Annotated in this window: 15 protein-coding genes; 7 read left to right on the forward strand and 8 right to left on the reverse strand. The window is 51.7% G+C overall.

Annotation, left to right across the window (positions count from 1 at the left end):
* Positions 1-3 precede the first annotated feature (3 nt).
* Entirely contained in the window at positions 4-1,494 is a 1,491-nt protein-coding gene (locus D9736_RS15115) for a tripartite tricarboxylate transporter permease (RefSeq protein ID WP_130258632.1), read from the forward strand.
* A gap of 211 nt (positions 1,495-1,705) precedes the next feature.
* Here D9736_RS15115 and udp read toward each other — a convergent pair whose 3' ends face one another.
* Entirely contained in the window at positions 1,706-2,470 is a 765-nt protein-coding gene (gene udp, locus D9736_RS15120; protein WP_130209452.1) for a uridine phosphorylase, read from the reverse strand.
* A 261-nt stretch (positions 2,471-2,731) separates the two neighbouring features.
* Here udp and D9736_RS15125 point away from each other — a divergent pair, with 261 nt between their 5' ends.
* On the forward strand, positions 2,732-3,547 hold the full coding sequence (locus D9736_RS15125) for a dienelactone hydrolase family protein (RefSeq protein WP_130258633.1): 816 nt from the start codon (positions 2,732-2,734) through the stop codon (positions 3,545-3,547).
* 39 nt (positions 3,548-3,586) lie between these two features.
* On the opposite strand, the gene metE is transcribed toward D9736_RS15125, so the two are convergent.
* Positions 3,587-5,848: a 5-methyltetrahydropteroyltriglutamate--homocysteine S-methyltransferase gene (gene metE, locus D9736_RS15130; RefSeq protein WP_001540223.1), complete on the reverse strand. Its 2,262-nt coding sequence runs from the start codon at positions 5,846-5,848 to the stop codon at positions 3,587-3,589.
* Between the two features lie 117 nt (positions 5,849-5,965).
* On the opposite strand from metE, the gene metR reads away from it, so the two are divergent.
* Complete coding sequence (gene metR / locus D9736_RS15135; protein WP_000573618.1) at positions 5,966-6,919, forward strand: HTH-type transcriptional regulator MetR; 954 nt, start codon at positions 5,966-5,968, stop codon at positions 6,917-6,919.
* Here metR and bioP read toward each other — a convergent pair.
* From bioP to pldB, 3 genes are all read right to left on the reverse strand, one after another.
* Positions 6,807-7,706 (reverse strand): biotin transporter, encoded by a 900-nt coding sequence (gene bioP / locus D9736_RS15140; protein WP_001196233.1) that lies wholly within the window; start codon positions 7,704-7,706, stop codon positions 6,807-6,809. The genes metR and bioP overlap by 113 nt on opposite strands.
* Positions 7,707-7,781: 75 nt before the next feature.
* A complete protein-coding gene (gene yigL / locus D9736_RS15145; RefSeq protein WP_130258634.1) occupies positions 7,782-8,582 on the reverse strand; it encodes a sugar/pyridoxal phosphate phosphatase YigL in 801 nt (266 codons plus the stop codon).
* Between the two features lie 7 nt (positions 8,583-8,589).
* Positions 8,590-9,612, reverse strand: coding sequence for a lysophospholipase L2 (pldB, locus tag D9736_RS15150; RefSeq protein WP_130258635.1), 1,023 nt, complete (start codon positions 9,610-9,612; stop codon positions 8,590-8,592).
* A gap of 110 nt (positions 9,613-9,722) precedes the next feature.
* Here pldB and rhtB point away from each other — a divergent pair, with 110 nt between their 5' ends.
* Positions 9,723-10,343, forward strand: coding sequence for a homoserine/homoserine lactone efflux protein (gene rhtB, locus D9736_RS15155; RefSeq protein WP_130219502.1), 621 nt, complete (start codon positions 9,723-9,725; stop codon positions 10,341-10,343).
* A 61-nt stretch (positions 10,344-10,404) separates the two neighbouring features.
* On the opposite strand, the gene rhtC is transcribed toward rhtB, so the two are convergent.
* The 3 genes from rhtC to pldA all read right to left on the reverse strand — a co-directional run bounded on the left by rhtC (position 10,405) and on the right by pldA (position 13,919).
* Complete coding sequence (rhtC, locus tag D9736_RS15160; protein WP_000928845.1) at positions 10,405-11,025, reverse strand: threonine export protein RhtC; 621 nt, start codon at positions 11,023-11,025, stop codon at positions 10,405-10,407.
* A gap of 63 nt (positions 11,026-11,088) precedes the next feature.
* A complete protein-coding gene (gene recQ, locus D9736_RS15165; protein ID WP_044867267.1) occupies positions 11,089-12,918 on the reverse strand; it encodes an ATP-dependent DNA helicase RecQ in 1,830 nt (609 codons plus the stop codon).
* 131 nt (positions 12,919-13,049) lie between these two features.
* A complete protein-coding gene (gene pldA, locus D9736_RS15170) occupies positions 13,050-13,919 on the reverse strand; it encodes a phospholipase A (RefSeq protein ID WP_130223375.1) in 870 nt (289 codons plus the stop codon).
* Positions 13,920-14,084: 165 nt separating this feature from the next.
* On the opposite strand from pldA, the gene yigI reads away from it, so the two are divergent.
* From yigI to yigG, 3 genes are all read left to right on the forward strand, one after another.
* Complete coding sequence (yigI, locus tag D9736_RS15175) at positions 14,085-14,552, forward strand: acyl-CoA thioesterase YigI (protein ID WP_001277142.1); 468 nt, start codon at positions 14,085-14,087, stop codon at positions 14,550-14,552.
* 217 nt (positions 14,553-14,769) lie between these two features.
* Positions 14,770-15,660, forward strand: coding sequence for an EamA family transporter RarD (rarD, locus tag D9736_RS15180; RefSeq protein ID WP_000339104.1), 891 nt, complete (start codon positions 14,770-14,772; stop codon positions 15,658-15,660).
* 94 nt (positions 15,661-15,754) lie between these two features.
* Positions 15,755-16,135 carry a protein YigG gene (yigG, locus tag D9736_RS15185; protein ID WP_276320473.1) on the forward strand — a complete coding sequence of 127 codons (381 nt, stop codon included), beginning with the start codon at positions 15,755-15,757 and terminating at the stop codon, positions 16,133-16,135.
* The last annotated feature ends 11 nt before the right edge of the window (positions 16,136-16,146 follow it).

Raw genomic sequence — 16,146 nt, forward strand, 5'->3', positions numbered from 1 at the left:
GCAATGTTTGAAAGTGAACTTTTAACTCAGGGTTTTTCGACATTACTCAGTAATCCTCAGGCGCTGCTGTTTGCTACTTTTGGGGTGATGCTGGGTATTGTGATTGGCGCTCTGCCTGGTCTGACAGCGACCATGGGGGTGGCGATTTTACTGCCTTTCACCTACGGCATGGAGCCTGTCTCTGGCTTGTTGATGATTTGCGGTGTCTTTTTTGGTGGCGTCTATGGCGGTTCTATCACCGCAATTTTGCTCAAAATTCCCGGAACGCCTGCCGCCGCTGCAACCGCCATTGACGGTTATGAGCTAACGAAACAGGGAAAAGCCGGGCTGGCATTGAGCACCGCCACGTTTTCTTCCTTTAGTGGCGGAACAATCAGCATTATTGTGCTGATGTTTCTCTCTCCGGTACTTGCCAGTTGGGCGTTGAAATTTAGTGCCTCAGAGTCCTTCGCACTGGCAACTTTTGGGTTAAGTATTATTGCCAGTATTTCCGGTGAATCTTTGATTAAAGGGCTGATTGCCGGGGTTGGCGGATTGCTGATCGCAACGATAGGCCTTGATCCAATGGGCGGTTTTCCACGGTTTACAGGTGGATTTGTGGAGCTGATGAATGTGCCATTTATCCCGGTGATGATTGGTTTATTTGCTGCTTCAGAAGCATTCCGCTCTATGGAGCAAAATCAGCAAATTCGTCAGGGTGCGAAGGTAGCTATCGGCAGTCTGTTACTGCCCTGGCAAACACTACGCCGTATCGCATTAACTATTTTGCGCTCATCAGGATTAGGGGTTTTTATCGGCATGATCCCCGGTGCAGGAGCGGATATTGCAGCTTTTGTTGCCTATAACGAAACTCGTCGTTTCAGTAAGACACCAGAAAACTTTGGTAAGGGTGAAATTAAAGCTGTGGCCTCCTGTGAGGCAGGCGCGAATGGCTGCACCGGTGGCGCATTGTTACCTATGCTGACACTGGGGATCCCTGGCGATGCGGTAACCGCCATCATGCTGGGCGCGTTAACGTTACAGGGAATGCAACCAGGCCCGCTGATGTTTACCGACCACGGTGATATGGTTTATACGCTGTTTGTCGGCATGATCTTCTGTTACTTCATGCTACTAGTTCTTGGACTGCTCTCTTTGAAAGTCATCGGTAATGTGGTGAAAATTCCCGGCAATATTCTCACACCGATGATCCTCGCACTTTGTGTGGTCGGGACTTATGCGTTGAACAATAGCCTTTTTGATGTTGGCATTATGCTGATTGCAGGCGTGGTGGGCTATTTCATGCAGAAAGGAGGATATCCGGCATCACCCGTAGTGCTGGCATTGATTATGGGGCCAATGGCGGAAAGTAATTTTCGCCGTGCGCTGTCGCTTTCTGGTGGGTCACTCGACTTTCTGTATACCCGACCGATCACTCTGGCATTGCTGATACTGGCTGCCTTTACGCTGCTGACGCCAATAATCCGCAAAATTATGCGCTTACGGCGTCAGTAATTGATATCGCTCCCCGACGTTGGGGAGTATGAGACTGATGACAAACGCTAAATTGCCTGATGCGCTGCGCTTATCAGGCCTACCACAGAAATGCAATATATTGAATTTGCATGCTTTTGTAGGCCGGATAAGGCGTTCACGCCGCATCCGGCATGAACAAAGCACACGTTAACAACAATCGGAATGCTCCCCTAAGCCAGGGAGCATTTTTTTATTTCAGCAGACGACGCGCCGCTTCCACCACGATTTTCACCGCATGGCTTTCAGTTTGTTTCATCGTCTCAGCATTCGGGATCTCTTGCTGGGTGCGGTTAACGATAACGCCCGCCACCATACCCGCACGCAGGCCCTGGCTTGCGCACATGGTTAGCAACGTTGCAGATTCCATTTCATAGTTCATCACGCCCATCGCCTGCCACTCTTCCATAGAACCTTTAAAGTGACGGACTACGCGACCAGAGTAAGTATCGTAACGCTCCTGGCCCGGGTAGAAGGTGTCAGAAGAAGCAGTCACACCAATGTGGGTGGTCGCGCCAATGGATTTCGCGGCTTCTACCAGTGCAGTAGTACATTCGAAATCAGCGACAGCCGGGAACTCCAGCGGAGCGAAGTGCAGGCTCGCGCCATCCAGACGAACAGACGCCGTGGTAACCAATACATCACCAACATTAATATGCGGCTGAATAGCACCCGTCGTACCGATACGCAGGAAGGTGCGAATGCCCAGCTGTGCCAGCTCTTCAACTGCAATAGAAGTAGACGGACCGCCGATACCGGTAGAGCAGACAATAACAGGTTTACCATCCAGCTCTGCGCGCCAGGTGGTGAATTCGCGGTGAGATGCCAGCTTAACCGGCTTATCCATCAGCGCGGCGATCTTTTCCACACGATCCGGGTCGCCAGGGACGATGGCAAGCGTAGCCCCTTGTAAATCGTTTTTAGTGAGGCCGAGATGAAAAACATCAGACTTGGACATATACAACTCCTCTGTGAATCGGTTTAGTCAGAAGAAGCAAAAAGACACTTTACCGAAGGATTTAACATTTTTTCGTGACACCCATCACCATGACGCAAATGTGTTGCATGCATTTACCCGATAAAAGTGATTTAAATCACATAAATAACTCTTTACCATGTGTTGTTGCATAAAAGATGAGCCGATTCAGGCAATGTGATTTGTTGCATGCTGACTATAGTTAACATTGCGCAAAATTTTTATAAGGGTACGGAGAATACCATGGCAACAACACAACAATCTGGATTTGCACCTGCTGCATCGCCCCTCGCCTCAACCATCGTTCAGACTCCGGAAGATGCGATTGTGGCAGGGTTCGCCTCTATCCCTTCGCAAGGGGATAACATGCCTGCTTACCATGCTCGCCCAAAGCAGAGCGATGGCCCACTGCCAGTGGTCATTGTAGTGCAAGAAATTTTTGGCGTGCATGAACATATCCGCGATATTTGTCGCCGTCTGGCGCTGGAGGGGTATCTGGCTATCGCACCAGAACTCTATTTCCGCGAAGGCGATCCGAATGATTTCGCCGATATCCCAACGCTGCTAAGTGGTCTGGTGGCAAAAGTACCTGACTCACAGGTATTGGCCGATCTCGATCATGTCGCCAGTTGGGCGTCACGCAACGGCGGCGATGTCCATCGTTTAATGATCACCGGATTTTGCTGGGGCGGACGCATCGCCTGGCTGTATGCCGCGCATAATCCACAGTTAAAAGCCGCAGTTGCGTGGTACGGCAAACTGACGGGCGATAAGTCGCTGAATTCGCCGAAACAACCTGTTGATATCGCAACCGATCTTAACGCTCCGGTTCTCGGCTTATATGGCGGCCAGGATAACAGCATTCCGCAGGAGAGCGTGGAAACGATGCGCCAGGCGCTGCGGGCAGCAAACGCGAAAGCAGAGATTATCGTTTACCCGGATGACGGGCATGCGTTCAACGCCGATTATCGTCCGAGCTATCATGCAGAATCTGCAAAAGACGGCTGGCAGCGTATGCTGGAGTGGTTCAGGCAGTATGGTGGCAAGAAGTCGCAGTAATGAGAAAAGACCGGGTGGTATTACCACCCGGTTTGGATTTTACCCCCGACGCAAATTCTGCGCCGCCTGCACCATGTTCGCCAGTGCCGCGCGGGTTTCTGGCCAGCCGCGCGTTTTCAGGCCACAGTCCGGGTTGACCCACAGACGCTCTGCCGGAATGCGTTTTGCCGCTTTCTTCAGCAGGGCTTCAATCCATTCCACACTCGGTACGTTTGGCGAGTGAATGTCATAGACGCCAGGGCCAATTTCATTCGGATAATCAAACTCTTCGAACGACTCCAGCAACTCCATGTCGGAACGCGAGGTTTCAATGGTGATGACGTCTGCATCCAGCGCCGCAATCGAATCCATGATGTCGTTGAACTCGCAGTAACACATGTGAGTGTGGATTTGTGTGTCATCTTTCGCTACAGCGGCATTGATGCGGAAAGCCTCCACGCCCCACTGGAGATAGGCATCCCAGTCGCTGCGACGCAACGGTAAACCTTCGCGCAGTGCCGGTTCATCAATCTGGATGATGCCAATTCCAGCGGCTTCCAGGTCCGCCACTTCATCACGCAGCGCCAGCGCAATTTGTTTGGCGATGGTTTCACGGCTGACATCTTCACGCGGGAACGACCAGCAGAGAATCGTCACCGGGCCAGTCAGCATCCCTTTCACCGGTTTGTCGGTCAGCGATTGTGCATACTTCGCCCACTCTACGGTGATCGGTGCCGGGCGGCTAACGTCACCAATAACAATCGGTGGCTTCACGCAGCGGGAACCGTAGCTCTGTACCCAACCGTTTTGCGTAAAGACAAAACCGTCGAGGTGCTCGCCAAAGTATTCCACCATGTCGTTACGCTCGGCCTCGCCATGTACCAGCACATCCAGTCCCAAACGTTCCTGCTCAACAATGGCCTGCTTGATATGTTCCGCAATACCCGTGCGGTAGTTATTGGCGTCAAGATTGCCCTTTTTGAAATCCAGACGCAGGGTACGAATTTCCGTGGTTTGCGGGAAGGAACCAATCGTGGTGGTCGGCCACGCGGGCAGTTTAAAACGCGCACGCTGGGCTTCAGCACGCACTTCATAGACATTCGCACGCTGACTGTCCTGGGCGGTGATCGCCGCCAGACGCTTTTCTACTGCCGGATTATGTACACGAGTAGAGTGACGACGCGCCTGAATCGGAGCGCTCCACTCTGCCAGAGCTGCCGTGTCACCACTGTTCAGCGCATCGCGCAGCAGTGCCAGTTCATGGCATTTTTGTAGGGCGAAGGCAAACCAGCTTTTCACTTCTGCATCAAGACGCGTTTCCACGCTCAGGTCGATGGGGCTGTGCAGCAGTGAGCAGGAAGAAGCCACCCACAAATCACGTTTGCCGACAATGTCCTTAATTTGCGCATATTTCTCGGTAAGATCGGCGCGCCAGACGTTACGACCATTGATCAGACCCGCAGACAGTAGCCAGTCTGAAGGCAGGCGCTTGTGCAGTTCAGCAACGTCATCTTTACCATGTACAAGGTCCACATGCAGCCCCTGAACAGGCAGCGCAGTAATCGTGTCGAGGTTTGGCGTTACGCCTTCAAAATAGGTAGTCAGCAGCAGTTTCACCTGGCCCTGGAGCGCGTCGTAAGCGGGTTTGTATGCGTCCAGCCACGCCTGCGGTAGTTCCAGTACCAGCGCGGGTTCGTCGATCTGTACCCACTCAATGCCGCGTTTTGCCAGTTCTGCCAGCACTTGTTGATAAACCGGCAGAATGTCGTTCAGCAGGCTCAGGCGGTCAAACTGCTCACCTTTCACTTTCCCCAGCCACAGGTAGGTAATCGGCCCCAGCAGCACAGGTTTCACCTTATGGCCCAGCGCCAGCGCCTCGTCCACTTCCTCCAGCAGTTGCGTCCAGGTCAGTTTGAACTGTTGGCCTTTAACGAACTCCGGCACCATGTAGTGATAGTTGGTGTTAAACCATTTGGTCATTTCCGCCGCTGCCGCAGGCTCGCCAGTCGGCGCACGTCCACGACCAATACGGAACAGGGTGTCGATATCTACCGAACCATCTTTGTTCTGGTGACGCGCTGGAACATTACCCAGCAGCAGGCTGGTGGTCAGAACATGATCGTACCAGGCAAAATCGCCCACCGGCAGCAGGTCGATACCCGCTTGCTTTTGTTGATCCCAGTGACGAGCACGCAGTTCACGCCCTACTGCCAGCAGTTCTTCACGCGTGGAGTTCCCCGCCCAATAACTCTCTTGCGCTTTTTTCAGCTCGCGACGCAGGCCAACGCGAGGGAAACCGAGGGTGTGATTAAGAATTGTCATTATATGCCCCTTATGGAATTTTTAGTATTTAGACGTCCAGATGTTTACACATCCATATTTGCCAGTTACTGTATATTCCTCAAGCGCAAATTATTCATGCCGAAGTGAAGGACTTTCATGATCGAAGTAAAACACCTGAAAACGCTACAAGCGTTGCGGAACTGCGGCTCGCTCGCAGCCGCTGCGGCGACGTTGCATCAGACGCAATCCGCCCTGTCTCACCAGTTTAGCGATCTGGAACAACGTCTTGGCTTCCGGCTATTCGTGCGTAAGAGCCAGCCGCTACGCTTTACACCGCAGGGAGAAATCCTGCTACAACTGGCAAACCAGGTACTGCCGCAAATCAGCCAGGCACTGCAAGCCTGTAATGAACCGCAGCAGACACGCCTGCGCATTGCCATTGAGTGCCATAGCTGTATTCAGTGGCTGACACCCGCGTTAGAAAACTTTCATAAGAACTGGCCGCAGGTCGAGATGGACTTTAAATCGGGCGTGACGTTTGACCCGCAGCCCGCGTTGCAACAGGGCGAGCTGGATCTGGTGATGACGTCCGATATTCTGCCGCGCAGTGGACTGCATTATTCGCCGATGTTCGATTATGAAGTGCGTCTGGTGTTAGCACCTGACCATCCACTGGCGGCGAAAACGCGTATCACGCCAGAAGATCTCGCCAGCGAGACGCTATTAATTTATCCGGTGCAGCGTAGCCGACTGGATGTCTGGCGGCATTTTCTTCAGCCGGCAGGCGTCAGCCCGTCACTGAAAAGCGTCGATAACACCTTATTGCTGATTCAGATGGTTGCCGCGCGGATGGGCATTGCCGCCCTGCCGCATTGGGTAGTAGAGAGTTTTGAGCGCCAGGGTCTGGTGGTAACCAAAACCCTGGGCGAAGGCTTGTGGAGCCGACTGTACGCCGCAGTGCGCGATGGCGAGCAGCGTCAGCCGATTACGGAAGCGTTTATTCGCTCAGCGCGCAATCACGCCTGCGATCATCTGCCGTTTGTGAAGAGCGCGGAGCGACCCACTTACGATGCACCCACAGTGAGGCCAGGATCACCAGCGCGCCTGTAATAAACGTTGGCCAGTGCGGCTGTTGGTGCCAGATAGCCAGGTTTACCAGCAGCCCTGCCGGAACGTGCATATTATTCATAATGCCCAGCGTTCCGGCGTCTACTTGGGTTGCGCCGTAGTTCCACATAAAGTAGCCAATCCCGGAAGCCACCACGCCAAGAAACACCAGAATGCCCCATTGCAGCGAGGTTTGCGGCATTTTCTGCGCATTTCCCAGCAAGAACCATGCAATCACCGCCACCAGGAACGCGCCGAGATAGAACCACGCAAAGGCGTTATGCTGCGGCATCGGACGAGTTTCCATCAGGCGTTTATAGCCCACCATACCGATGGCAAAAGTGATATTGGAGAGTTGCACCAGCAGCAGGCCGGTCCAGAAATGGTCAGTCACCTGATCGTAGCGAATAATCCCGGCACCAATCACCGCCAGTAACGCGCTAAAGGCATATCCCCAGCGCAGACGGCGCTTACTCATGATGTCATAAATCAGCGTGATGTAGAGCGGCGTCAGCACGGTAAATAACAGCAACTCGGAAACCGTCAGGTAGAGATAGGCGCGGAAACTCAGCATATACATCACGCCGAGCTGCATCGCGCCCACCAGCATATACAGGCCGACCGTTTTCAGGCTATTGCCACGGGTACGCAGAAACGGCAGAAAAACGAGTGCCGCCAGGCCAACGCGCACCAGCACCGCAAAATAGCTATCGACGTGCCCCGCAAGGTACTCGCCATAAAAGCTAAAGGAGAAGGCCCACAGAATCGTGGTGATGATAAGTAGCGCCACAATGGAAAACTCTTTGATTAACGAGTATCCATTGTAGCGAAGTATCAGGTTGACAACTGACCAAATAAAGAACGATTACGATAAATAGAGCTTACGCAGATAATGCGGCACTGCGTCTTCGGCGTTAGTACCAATCACTTCCAGCTCTGGATGCAGGTCTTTCAGCCGTTGGTGTGCGCTGCCCATAATGCAGCCCTTACCCGCCATCGACAGCATTTCGGCATCGTTCATCCCGTCACCAAACGCAATACAATCCTTCAGGCTGTAGCCCAGTTTCTTCGCCACCGCTTCCAGCGCATGGCCTTTTGAAACGCCGCCAGCCATGACTTCCAGGCAGGTTAAGGTAGAGAAACTGACATTGACGCGATCGCCCCAGCGAGCGTTAATCGCTTGCTCCAGTGGCAGAAGTTTTTCATGGGAATCACTGGTGAAGAACACTTTGCTGACACCTTCTGGTTCCAGCAACCCCGGCTCATATAGCGCATATTTGAATACCGCTTCTTTAAAAAAGCGCATCTCTTCCGGGCGGTGGCGATTCATAAACCATTCGTCGTCGCGATAAACGTTAGTAATGATGTCCGGATTGTCGTTGACTACGCCAAACAGGTCACTGGCAATGTCACGATCCAGGTTATGAGCAAAAATCAGGTTGCCATCCAGATCGTGAACGCGCGCGCCATTGGAGGTAATCATGTAAGACTTAATCTCCAGATTATCGCGAATTTGCCCCACATCAACGTGGTGGCGACCAGTCGCAAACACAAAGTTGATGCCGCGCGCGGTGAGCAGCTTCAGAGTTTCTTTGGCGTAAGGGGATAACGTATGGTCGGGAGAAAGTAACGTGCCATCTAAATCAGACGCAACAACCTGGTACATAAGAAATTTAAACCTCTGTAGAGCGGTTTCCGCTGGGTGAGTTATGCCTGTTGAAAAAATCAACGATGGCGTGGAGCGCGACTGAGCGCATTGCGTCCTTTTCAAAAAGGATCTCGTGGTACGCACCTTTAATTACCAACGGTCGACCTCCTTCTACAGGGTGGCTCGCGGCGGCGCGAAGTTCACAAAAACGGTCGTGCATGCGGTTATCCACCACGCGCTCTTCTTCAGCCTGCAAAAGCAGCGTTGGCGTGGCGTCATCACCTGCTCCGGCTAACACCTGTTCTCCGGCCAGAATACTTTCACGTACCCAATGGTATGTCGGCCCGCCGACACGAATTGTTGGGTCATCAGCATAGAAGCGTAGATTGCGCCGATATCGCTGCCTGCTGTGGGTAAGCACGTTGATGGCAAACGGCAAGGCGCGCCAGCGCCCGGTGCCTATCGCATAGCCATCGCGAAAACGTGGGTGCGCTTCGGCCCAGTTTAGGATCTGCCGCGCCATAAATGACGGCATGCGAATCACAATGCCGAACATTGGCGCGGTCAGTGCAATGGCATCGCACACGCCAGGATGGCGTTGCAGGAACAGAGTGGAGATTGCGCCGCCCATCGAGTGGGCCAGTATATAGCGTTTACGCCACGGACCTGGCTGGACCTCTTGTTGCCAGAACGCCGCCAGATCATCAACATAATCATCAAAACGATTAACATGGCCGAGATGTGGATCGGCTAACAGACGACCAGAACGCCCTTGCCCGCGATGGTCGATGATTAATACGTCAAACCCCAGGTGAAACAGGTCGTAGGCCAGTTCCGCATATTTTACGTAGCTCTCAATGCGCCCCGGACAGATGACGACCACCCGGTCATGGTGCTGCGCGCGAAAACGGACAAAGCGCACCGGAATGTCATCCACACCAGCAAACTCTGCTTCATCACGCTGACGCCAGAAATCAGTCAGCGGTCCCATGGTAAAAGCAGCAAACGCTTTTTCTCTTGTTTCCCAGTCTTTTTGCTGCTGAAACATCGGGTAATCTGCCTCTTAAACCACGTAAAATCGTTTTTTTAAGCGTGCCTGACACAACGCTGCAACAGTAGCGTATTGTGGCACAAAAATAGACACACCGGGAGTTCATCATGACTTTAGAATGGTGGTTTGCCTACCTGCTGACATCGATCATTTTAAGCTTGTCGCCAGGCTCTGGCGCAATCAATACCATGACCACTTCCCTTAACCACGGTTATCGTGGCGCAGTGGCGTCTATTGCTGGTTTACAAACCGGGCTGGCGATTCATATTGTGCTGGTTGGCGTGGGATTGGGGACGCTATTTTCCCGCTCAGTGATTGCGTTTGAAGTGTTGAAGTGGGCAGGCGCGGCTTACCTGATTTGGCTGGGGATCCAGCAGTGGCGCGCCGCTGGTGCAATTGACCTTAAATCGCTGACCCCGACCCAATCACGGCGTCATCTGTACCAACGGGCCGTGTTTGTGAATCTCACCAATCCTAAAAGTATTGTGTTTCTGGCAGCGCTATTTCCGCAATTCATCATGCCGCAGCAGCCGCAAGTTATGCAGTATATCGTGCTCGGCGTCACCACCATTGTGGTCGATATTATTGTGATGATCGGTTACGCCACGCTCGCCCAACGAATCGCTTTATGGATAAAAGGGCCGAAACAAATGAAGGCATTGAATAAGATTTTCGGCTCGCTTTTTATGCTGGTGGGAGCGCTGTTGGCATCGGCGAGGCATGCGTGAAAAATAATGTCGGATGCGGCGTAAACGCCTTATCCGACTTACTCTGATGACGCGTCTGGCATCAACGCGAAATAATCAAATGAATGCCAAATCCAGCAAATAACGCCCCGGCAAAACCATCAATCCACTTCGCCAGACGTTGATAACCACGGCGCATTTGCGGCAGGGCAAACAGGCTGGCAACGACGGTAAACCATGCCAGCGTTTCGACAATAATCAGCGCGAAAATACCCCAGCGTTCGGTGGTGCCGACGTTATCGCCGACAAACAGCGAGAACACCGAGCCAAAGTAGATAATCGCTTTCGGATTGGCGAGATTGGTCAGTAAACCTTTCAGGAAACTGCGCCCACTTTTCGCCAGTTCTACCTGTGGCGCAGGTGCAGAAACAACCTCTTTTTTCAGTGCGCTACGCAGCATCTGATAACCCATCCAGCAGAGATACAGGCCACCACCTACCATAATCAGCGTATGCAGCCAGGCCATTTTTTCGATAATCAGATGCAGGCCAAGCAGCGCAATCCCAGCCCAAACCATTACGCCGCAGGTAATGCCCAGCACACCCATCATCGCTTCTTTACGGGAACGACTGACAGCGGTCTGAGAGACAAAAAAGAAATCGGGACCGGGGCTCATAAGCGCCACGATGTGCACCATGGCAACGGTGAGGAATAACATCAACATACAATTGACTCGCGGGGGAAACGTTTACGGAATGTTCATCCTGGCACTTTTTTATGCCGCTGACTACTCTTCGTCGTCGCCGTCAACATGCGCGCGGATAAGCGTCATAAACGGTTTACCAAAGCGTTCCAACTTGCGCATCCCAACGCCGTTAACACTCAACATTTCGCTGGCAGTGATTGGCATCTGTTCCGCCATCTCAATCAAGGTTGCGTCGTTAAACACCACGTACGGCGGGACATTGCTTTCATCGGCAATCGATTTACGCAGTTTGCGTAATTTAGCGAACAGTTTACGGTCATAGTTGCCGCCGAACGATTTCTGCATCGCTTTCGGTTTGAGCGCCACAATACGCGGCACGGCAAGCTGCAAAGAGGATTCGCCGCGCAGCACCGGGCGCGCGGCTTCTGTCAGCTGTAACGCGGAGTGCTGGGCAATATTTTGCGTCACCAGGCCGAGGTGAATCAGCTGGCGGATCACGCTCACCCAGTGCTCATGACTTTTATCACGGCCCATGCCATAGACTTTCAGTTTGTCATGACCATAGTCGCGGATACGCTGGTTATTAGCACCACGAATCACTTCCACCACATAACCCATCCCAAACCGCTGATTTACGCGACCGATAGTGGAAAGGGCAATCTGCGCATCGGTTGAACCATCGTACTGTTTCGGCGGATCGAGGCAGATATCGCAGTTACCACATGGTTCCTGACGACCTTCGCCAAAATAGTTCAGCAACACCAGACGGCGGCAAGTTTGCGCTTCGGCAAATGCGCCCATCGCATTGAGTTTATGGCGCTCGATATCCTGCAATTGCCCTTGCGGCTTCTCTTCCAGACAACGGCGCAGCCACGCCATATCAGCCGGATCGTAAAACAGCATCGCTTCCGCGGGCAGGCCATCACGCCCGGCGCGACCGGTTTCCTGATAATAGGATTCGATATTGCGCGGGATATCAAAATGCACCACGAAGCGGACGTTCGGCTTGTTGATGCCCATGCCGAACGCCACCGTCGCCACCACAATTTGCAGGTCATCGCGCTGAAATTTTTCCTGCACATCGGCGCGGACATTATTTTCCAGCCCGGCATGATACGCCGCCGCGCTAATTCCTTTACTTTGCAGACGCGCGGCTGTGTCTTCTACTTTCGCCCGACTGTTGCAGTAGATAATGCCCGACTTTCCCCGCTGTTCCTGCACGTAACGCATCAACTGATCGAGAGGTTTGAACTTCTCCATCAGCATGTAGCGAATATTCGGACGGTCAAAACTGCTGATTTGAATTAGCGGATCGTTCAGCCCCAGCAGGCGCACAATATCCTGGCGCGTGGTATCGTCGGCGGTGGCGGTTAGCGCCATAAACGGCAGCGTCGGAAAACGCTGACGCAGCTGACCGAGCGCGGCATATTCCGGGCGGAAATCGTGGCCCCATTGGGAGATACAGTGCGCTTCATCAACGGCTAATAACACCGGATTCCAGTGCGCCAGATGCTCAAGAAAGTTATCCAGCATCAGGCGTTCTGGGGCAATATAGAGCAGACGAATTTGCCCGGTGCGACAGCCTGTCATCACTTCAAGTTGCTGCTCGCGGGTTTGCGTCGAGTTAAGGCACGCCGCCGCCACGCCGTTGGCTTGCAGTTGATCCACCTGATCTTTCATCAACGAAATCAGCGGTGAAACAACCACGGTAAGGCCGTTTAGCAATAAGGCAGGTATTTGATAGCAAAGGGATTTTCCGCCACCAGTGGGCATGACGACCAGGCAATCGCGACCGGAAAGTACGGTGTCGATAATCTCTTCCTGGCCGGGGCGAAACTGTTGGTAGCCAAAGGTTTCTTGTAAAACCTGTTTAGCCCCGGACTCCAGATTCAACACTTCCGCCTGCGCCACATTCACCCCGATTGCCTGAAATAAAAACAGGCGCTATTTTCAGCGCCTGCGCGAGAAACTGCAATGCTTTTAGTCTCTGAGAGGGTAATCCTGGATGCTGGATTCCAGATTTGCCTTTCAATCAACTCACATCAGAACAGGTCGTTTAGCATAACTCCTACACCGACACGGGTCTGGTTGAAGTTATAGTCGATGAGCGATTCGCCATAGCCGCTGTAAACCTGAGTATAAAGGCGCACATGTTTGGTGATCGGGTAGCTTAAGCCTAACTCCGCACCACCATAACCGGTGTTCCAGTTGTACTGCCCTTTCGCGCTCAGCACAGCATCACCGAGGTGATAACCAATTTTAAGCTGGTAGTAACCCATATATTTGGTGATGTCCGGGTTATCGTCCGTATTACCGACGACATACCACGGCTTCACTTCCACCAGCCAGTTACCATTTTCTGCCATCAGGCGGGTGTAGATACGGTTCCAACTACGGGAAGTTGGGTCTGAACGTCCGTTAGAGTCGTGATTATAACCCATCTCTACATCGCGCAGCGTCCAGCCTGCAAAGCTGTAATCGGTGGCGAACCCGAGGAACAATTGCGGTTCATAGTTGGTTTCACGAAACGGTGATGACTCATCGCTATTAGAAAGCTGCCACCAGGATTTCTGGGTGTAGGAAGCGCCCAGTACAGAGTTTGGCCCCAAAATCCCCCGCCACAGCGGAAACGCCAGGCTCAACTGGAACTTTACTTCATCCTTACGCGCGTTTTCTGCCCAGTCGTAACTGGCAATCGCTTCTTTATTGAGATCGCTTGTTTGGGTATAGATGATGTAGTTGGTGTCGTAAGGATAAAGGGTGAAAGGATTGTCATGCTCCTGCAACATATTGGCGATAATGCTGCCACGTACTGCTGGCGCGTCATGCACATCTTTCACCGTTGCCTCTTGCGCATTTGCCACTATCGGCAGCATACACATCGGCAACAAGCAGCCCAGTAGAGTCCGCATCGATCGTGTTCTCCGTAACGAATTATTGATTAGATGAATATTTTTTCTGCGGGCTATTTTACATACTTAACTCAATTGCCGTTAGTTATCCCTTCCTAAAGTAGAAACCAACAACAAAGAAGCATAAAATCAACATTTCATTAACCGATGAAGTGTAAGGATGATATGTCTGCCGTACTGACCGCCGAACAAGCCCTGAAATTAGTGGGTGAAATGTTTGTTTATCACATGCCATTTAACCGCGCATTGGGGATGGAGCTGGAGCGTTACGAAAAAGAATTTGCACAGCTGGCCTTTAAAAATCAGCCGATGATGGTTGGTAACTGGGCGCAAAGCATTTTGCACGGTGGGGTCATTGCGTCGGCGCTGGACGTCGCCGCGGGTCTGGTGTGTGTAGGTAGCACCTTAACCCGCCACGAAACCATCAGTGAGGATGAACTGCGCCAGCGGCTATCGCGGATGGGGACAATTGATCTTCGCGTCGATTATCTACGTCCTGGCAGAGGCGAGCGTTTTACAGCTACCAGTAGCCTGCTGCGTGCGGGTAATAAAGTCGCCGTCGCCCGCGTTGAACTGCATAATGAAGAACAGCTTTATATTGCCAGTGCTACCGCCACCTATATGGTAGGTTGAATACATAAAAGCAGGTAAACTGCTGAGACTTATGACAAACGCAAAATTGCCTGATGCGCTACGCTTATCAGGCCTACCAGAGAAATGCAATATATTGAATTTGCATAGTTTTGTAGGCTGAATATGGCGTTAACGCCGCATCCAGCATGAACAAAGCACACTTTGTCAGCAAACTGAGCAGGTCAAGTGCTATCAACAACAAAAAATGAGTTTTCCAATGGATGCAAAACAAACGCGGCAGGGCGTATTACTCGCTCTTGCCGCTTATTTTATTTGGGGTATCGCCCCAGCGTACTTCAAGCTGATTTACTACGTGCCCGCCGATGAGATCCTGACGCATCGCGTGATCTGGTCGTTTTTCTTTATGGTGGTGCTGATGAGCATCTGCCGCCAGTGGTCCTATTTAAAAACGCTGATTCAGACGCCACAGAAAATTTTTATGCTGGCAGTATCTGCCGTGCTGATTGGCGGCAACTGGCTACTGTTTATCTGGGCAGTGAACAATCACCATATGCTGGAAGCGAGCCTTGGTTACTTTATTAACCCGCTGGTGAACATTGTGCTGGGGATGATTTTCCTCGGCGAGCGATTCCGCCGGATGCAATGGCTGGCGGTGATTCTGGCGATATGTGGCGTGTTGGTCCAGCTGTGGACTTTTGGTTCGCTACCTATTATCGCGCTGGGGCTGGCGTTTAGTTTTGCCTTCTACGGCCTGGTACGCAAGAAAATTGCCGTTGAAGCGCAAACCGGCATGTTAATCGAAACCATGTGGTTGCTGCCCGTGGCGGCGATTTACCTGTTTGCTATTGCCGACAGCTCAACCAGCCATATGGGGCAAAATCCTATGTCGCTGAATTTACTGCTGATCGCCGCCGGTATTGTCACTACCGTACCGCTGTTGTGTTTTACCGCCGCAGCCACGCGCCTGCGTCTCTCAACGTTAGGCTTTTTCCAGTACATTGGCCCGACGCTGATGTTCCTGCTGGCTGTGACGTTTTATGGTGAAAAACCGGGTGCCGATAAGATGGTGACTTTCGCCTTTATTTGGGTGGCGCTGGCAATTTTTGTGATGGATGCGATTTATACGCAGCGTAGAACGTCCAAATAAAAAATAAATATATTCTGAAAAAATATGCCTGCTCTTGCATGAGAGTGGGCATATTGCCATGCTGACAGGAGACTCACACAAGGATGTAAAATTTATGTTACGTATATTTATCCCAACATCTGACGGTAAGATTTCCAGACGCCGATATATATTTTCATTTATTTTAATAAATTTCATTTTTGCCTTTCTTATTATCTTTTTTAACGATGGGGAAGCAGGTTTTCTTGTTATAGTCTCTACCATCGCACTCCATTATCTCGTCATCAACATGAATTGCCAACGACTCCGTGATAGTGGTTTCATATATATAAAAACTTATGTTTTTGGTACATTGGCAGTATATATTATCTCTATCATCACAATGATAGCCGAAGATTTTGCCTGTTCAGGCAATGGTTCGATGATTTTTTTAATTTGCTACTTTTCCACTTTCAGTATGCTAATGCTTGCACCTACTGATTCATCAAAACAATAGTACGGAGTATT

Source organism: Escherichia sp. E10V10, assembly GCF_004211985.1.
GTDB lineage: Bacteria > Pseudomonadota > Gammaproteobacteria > Enterobacterales > Enterobacteriaceae > Escherichia.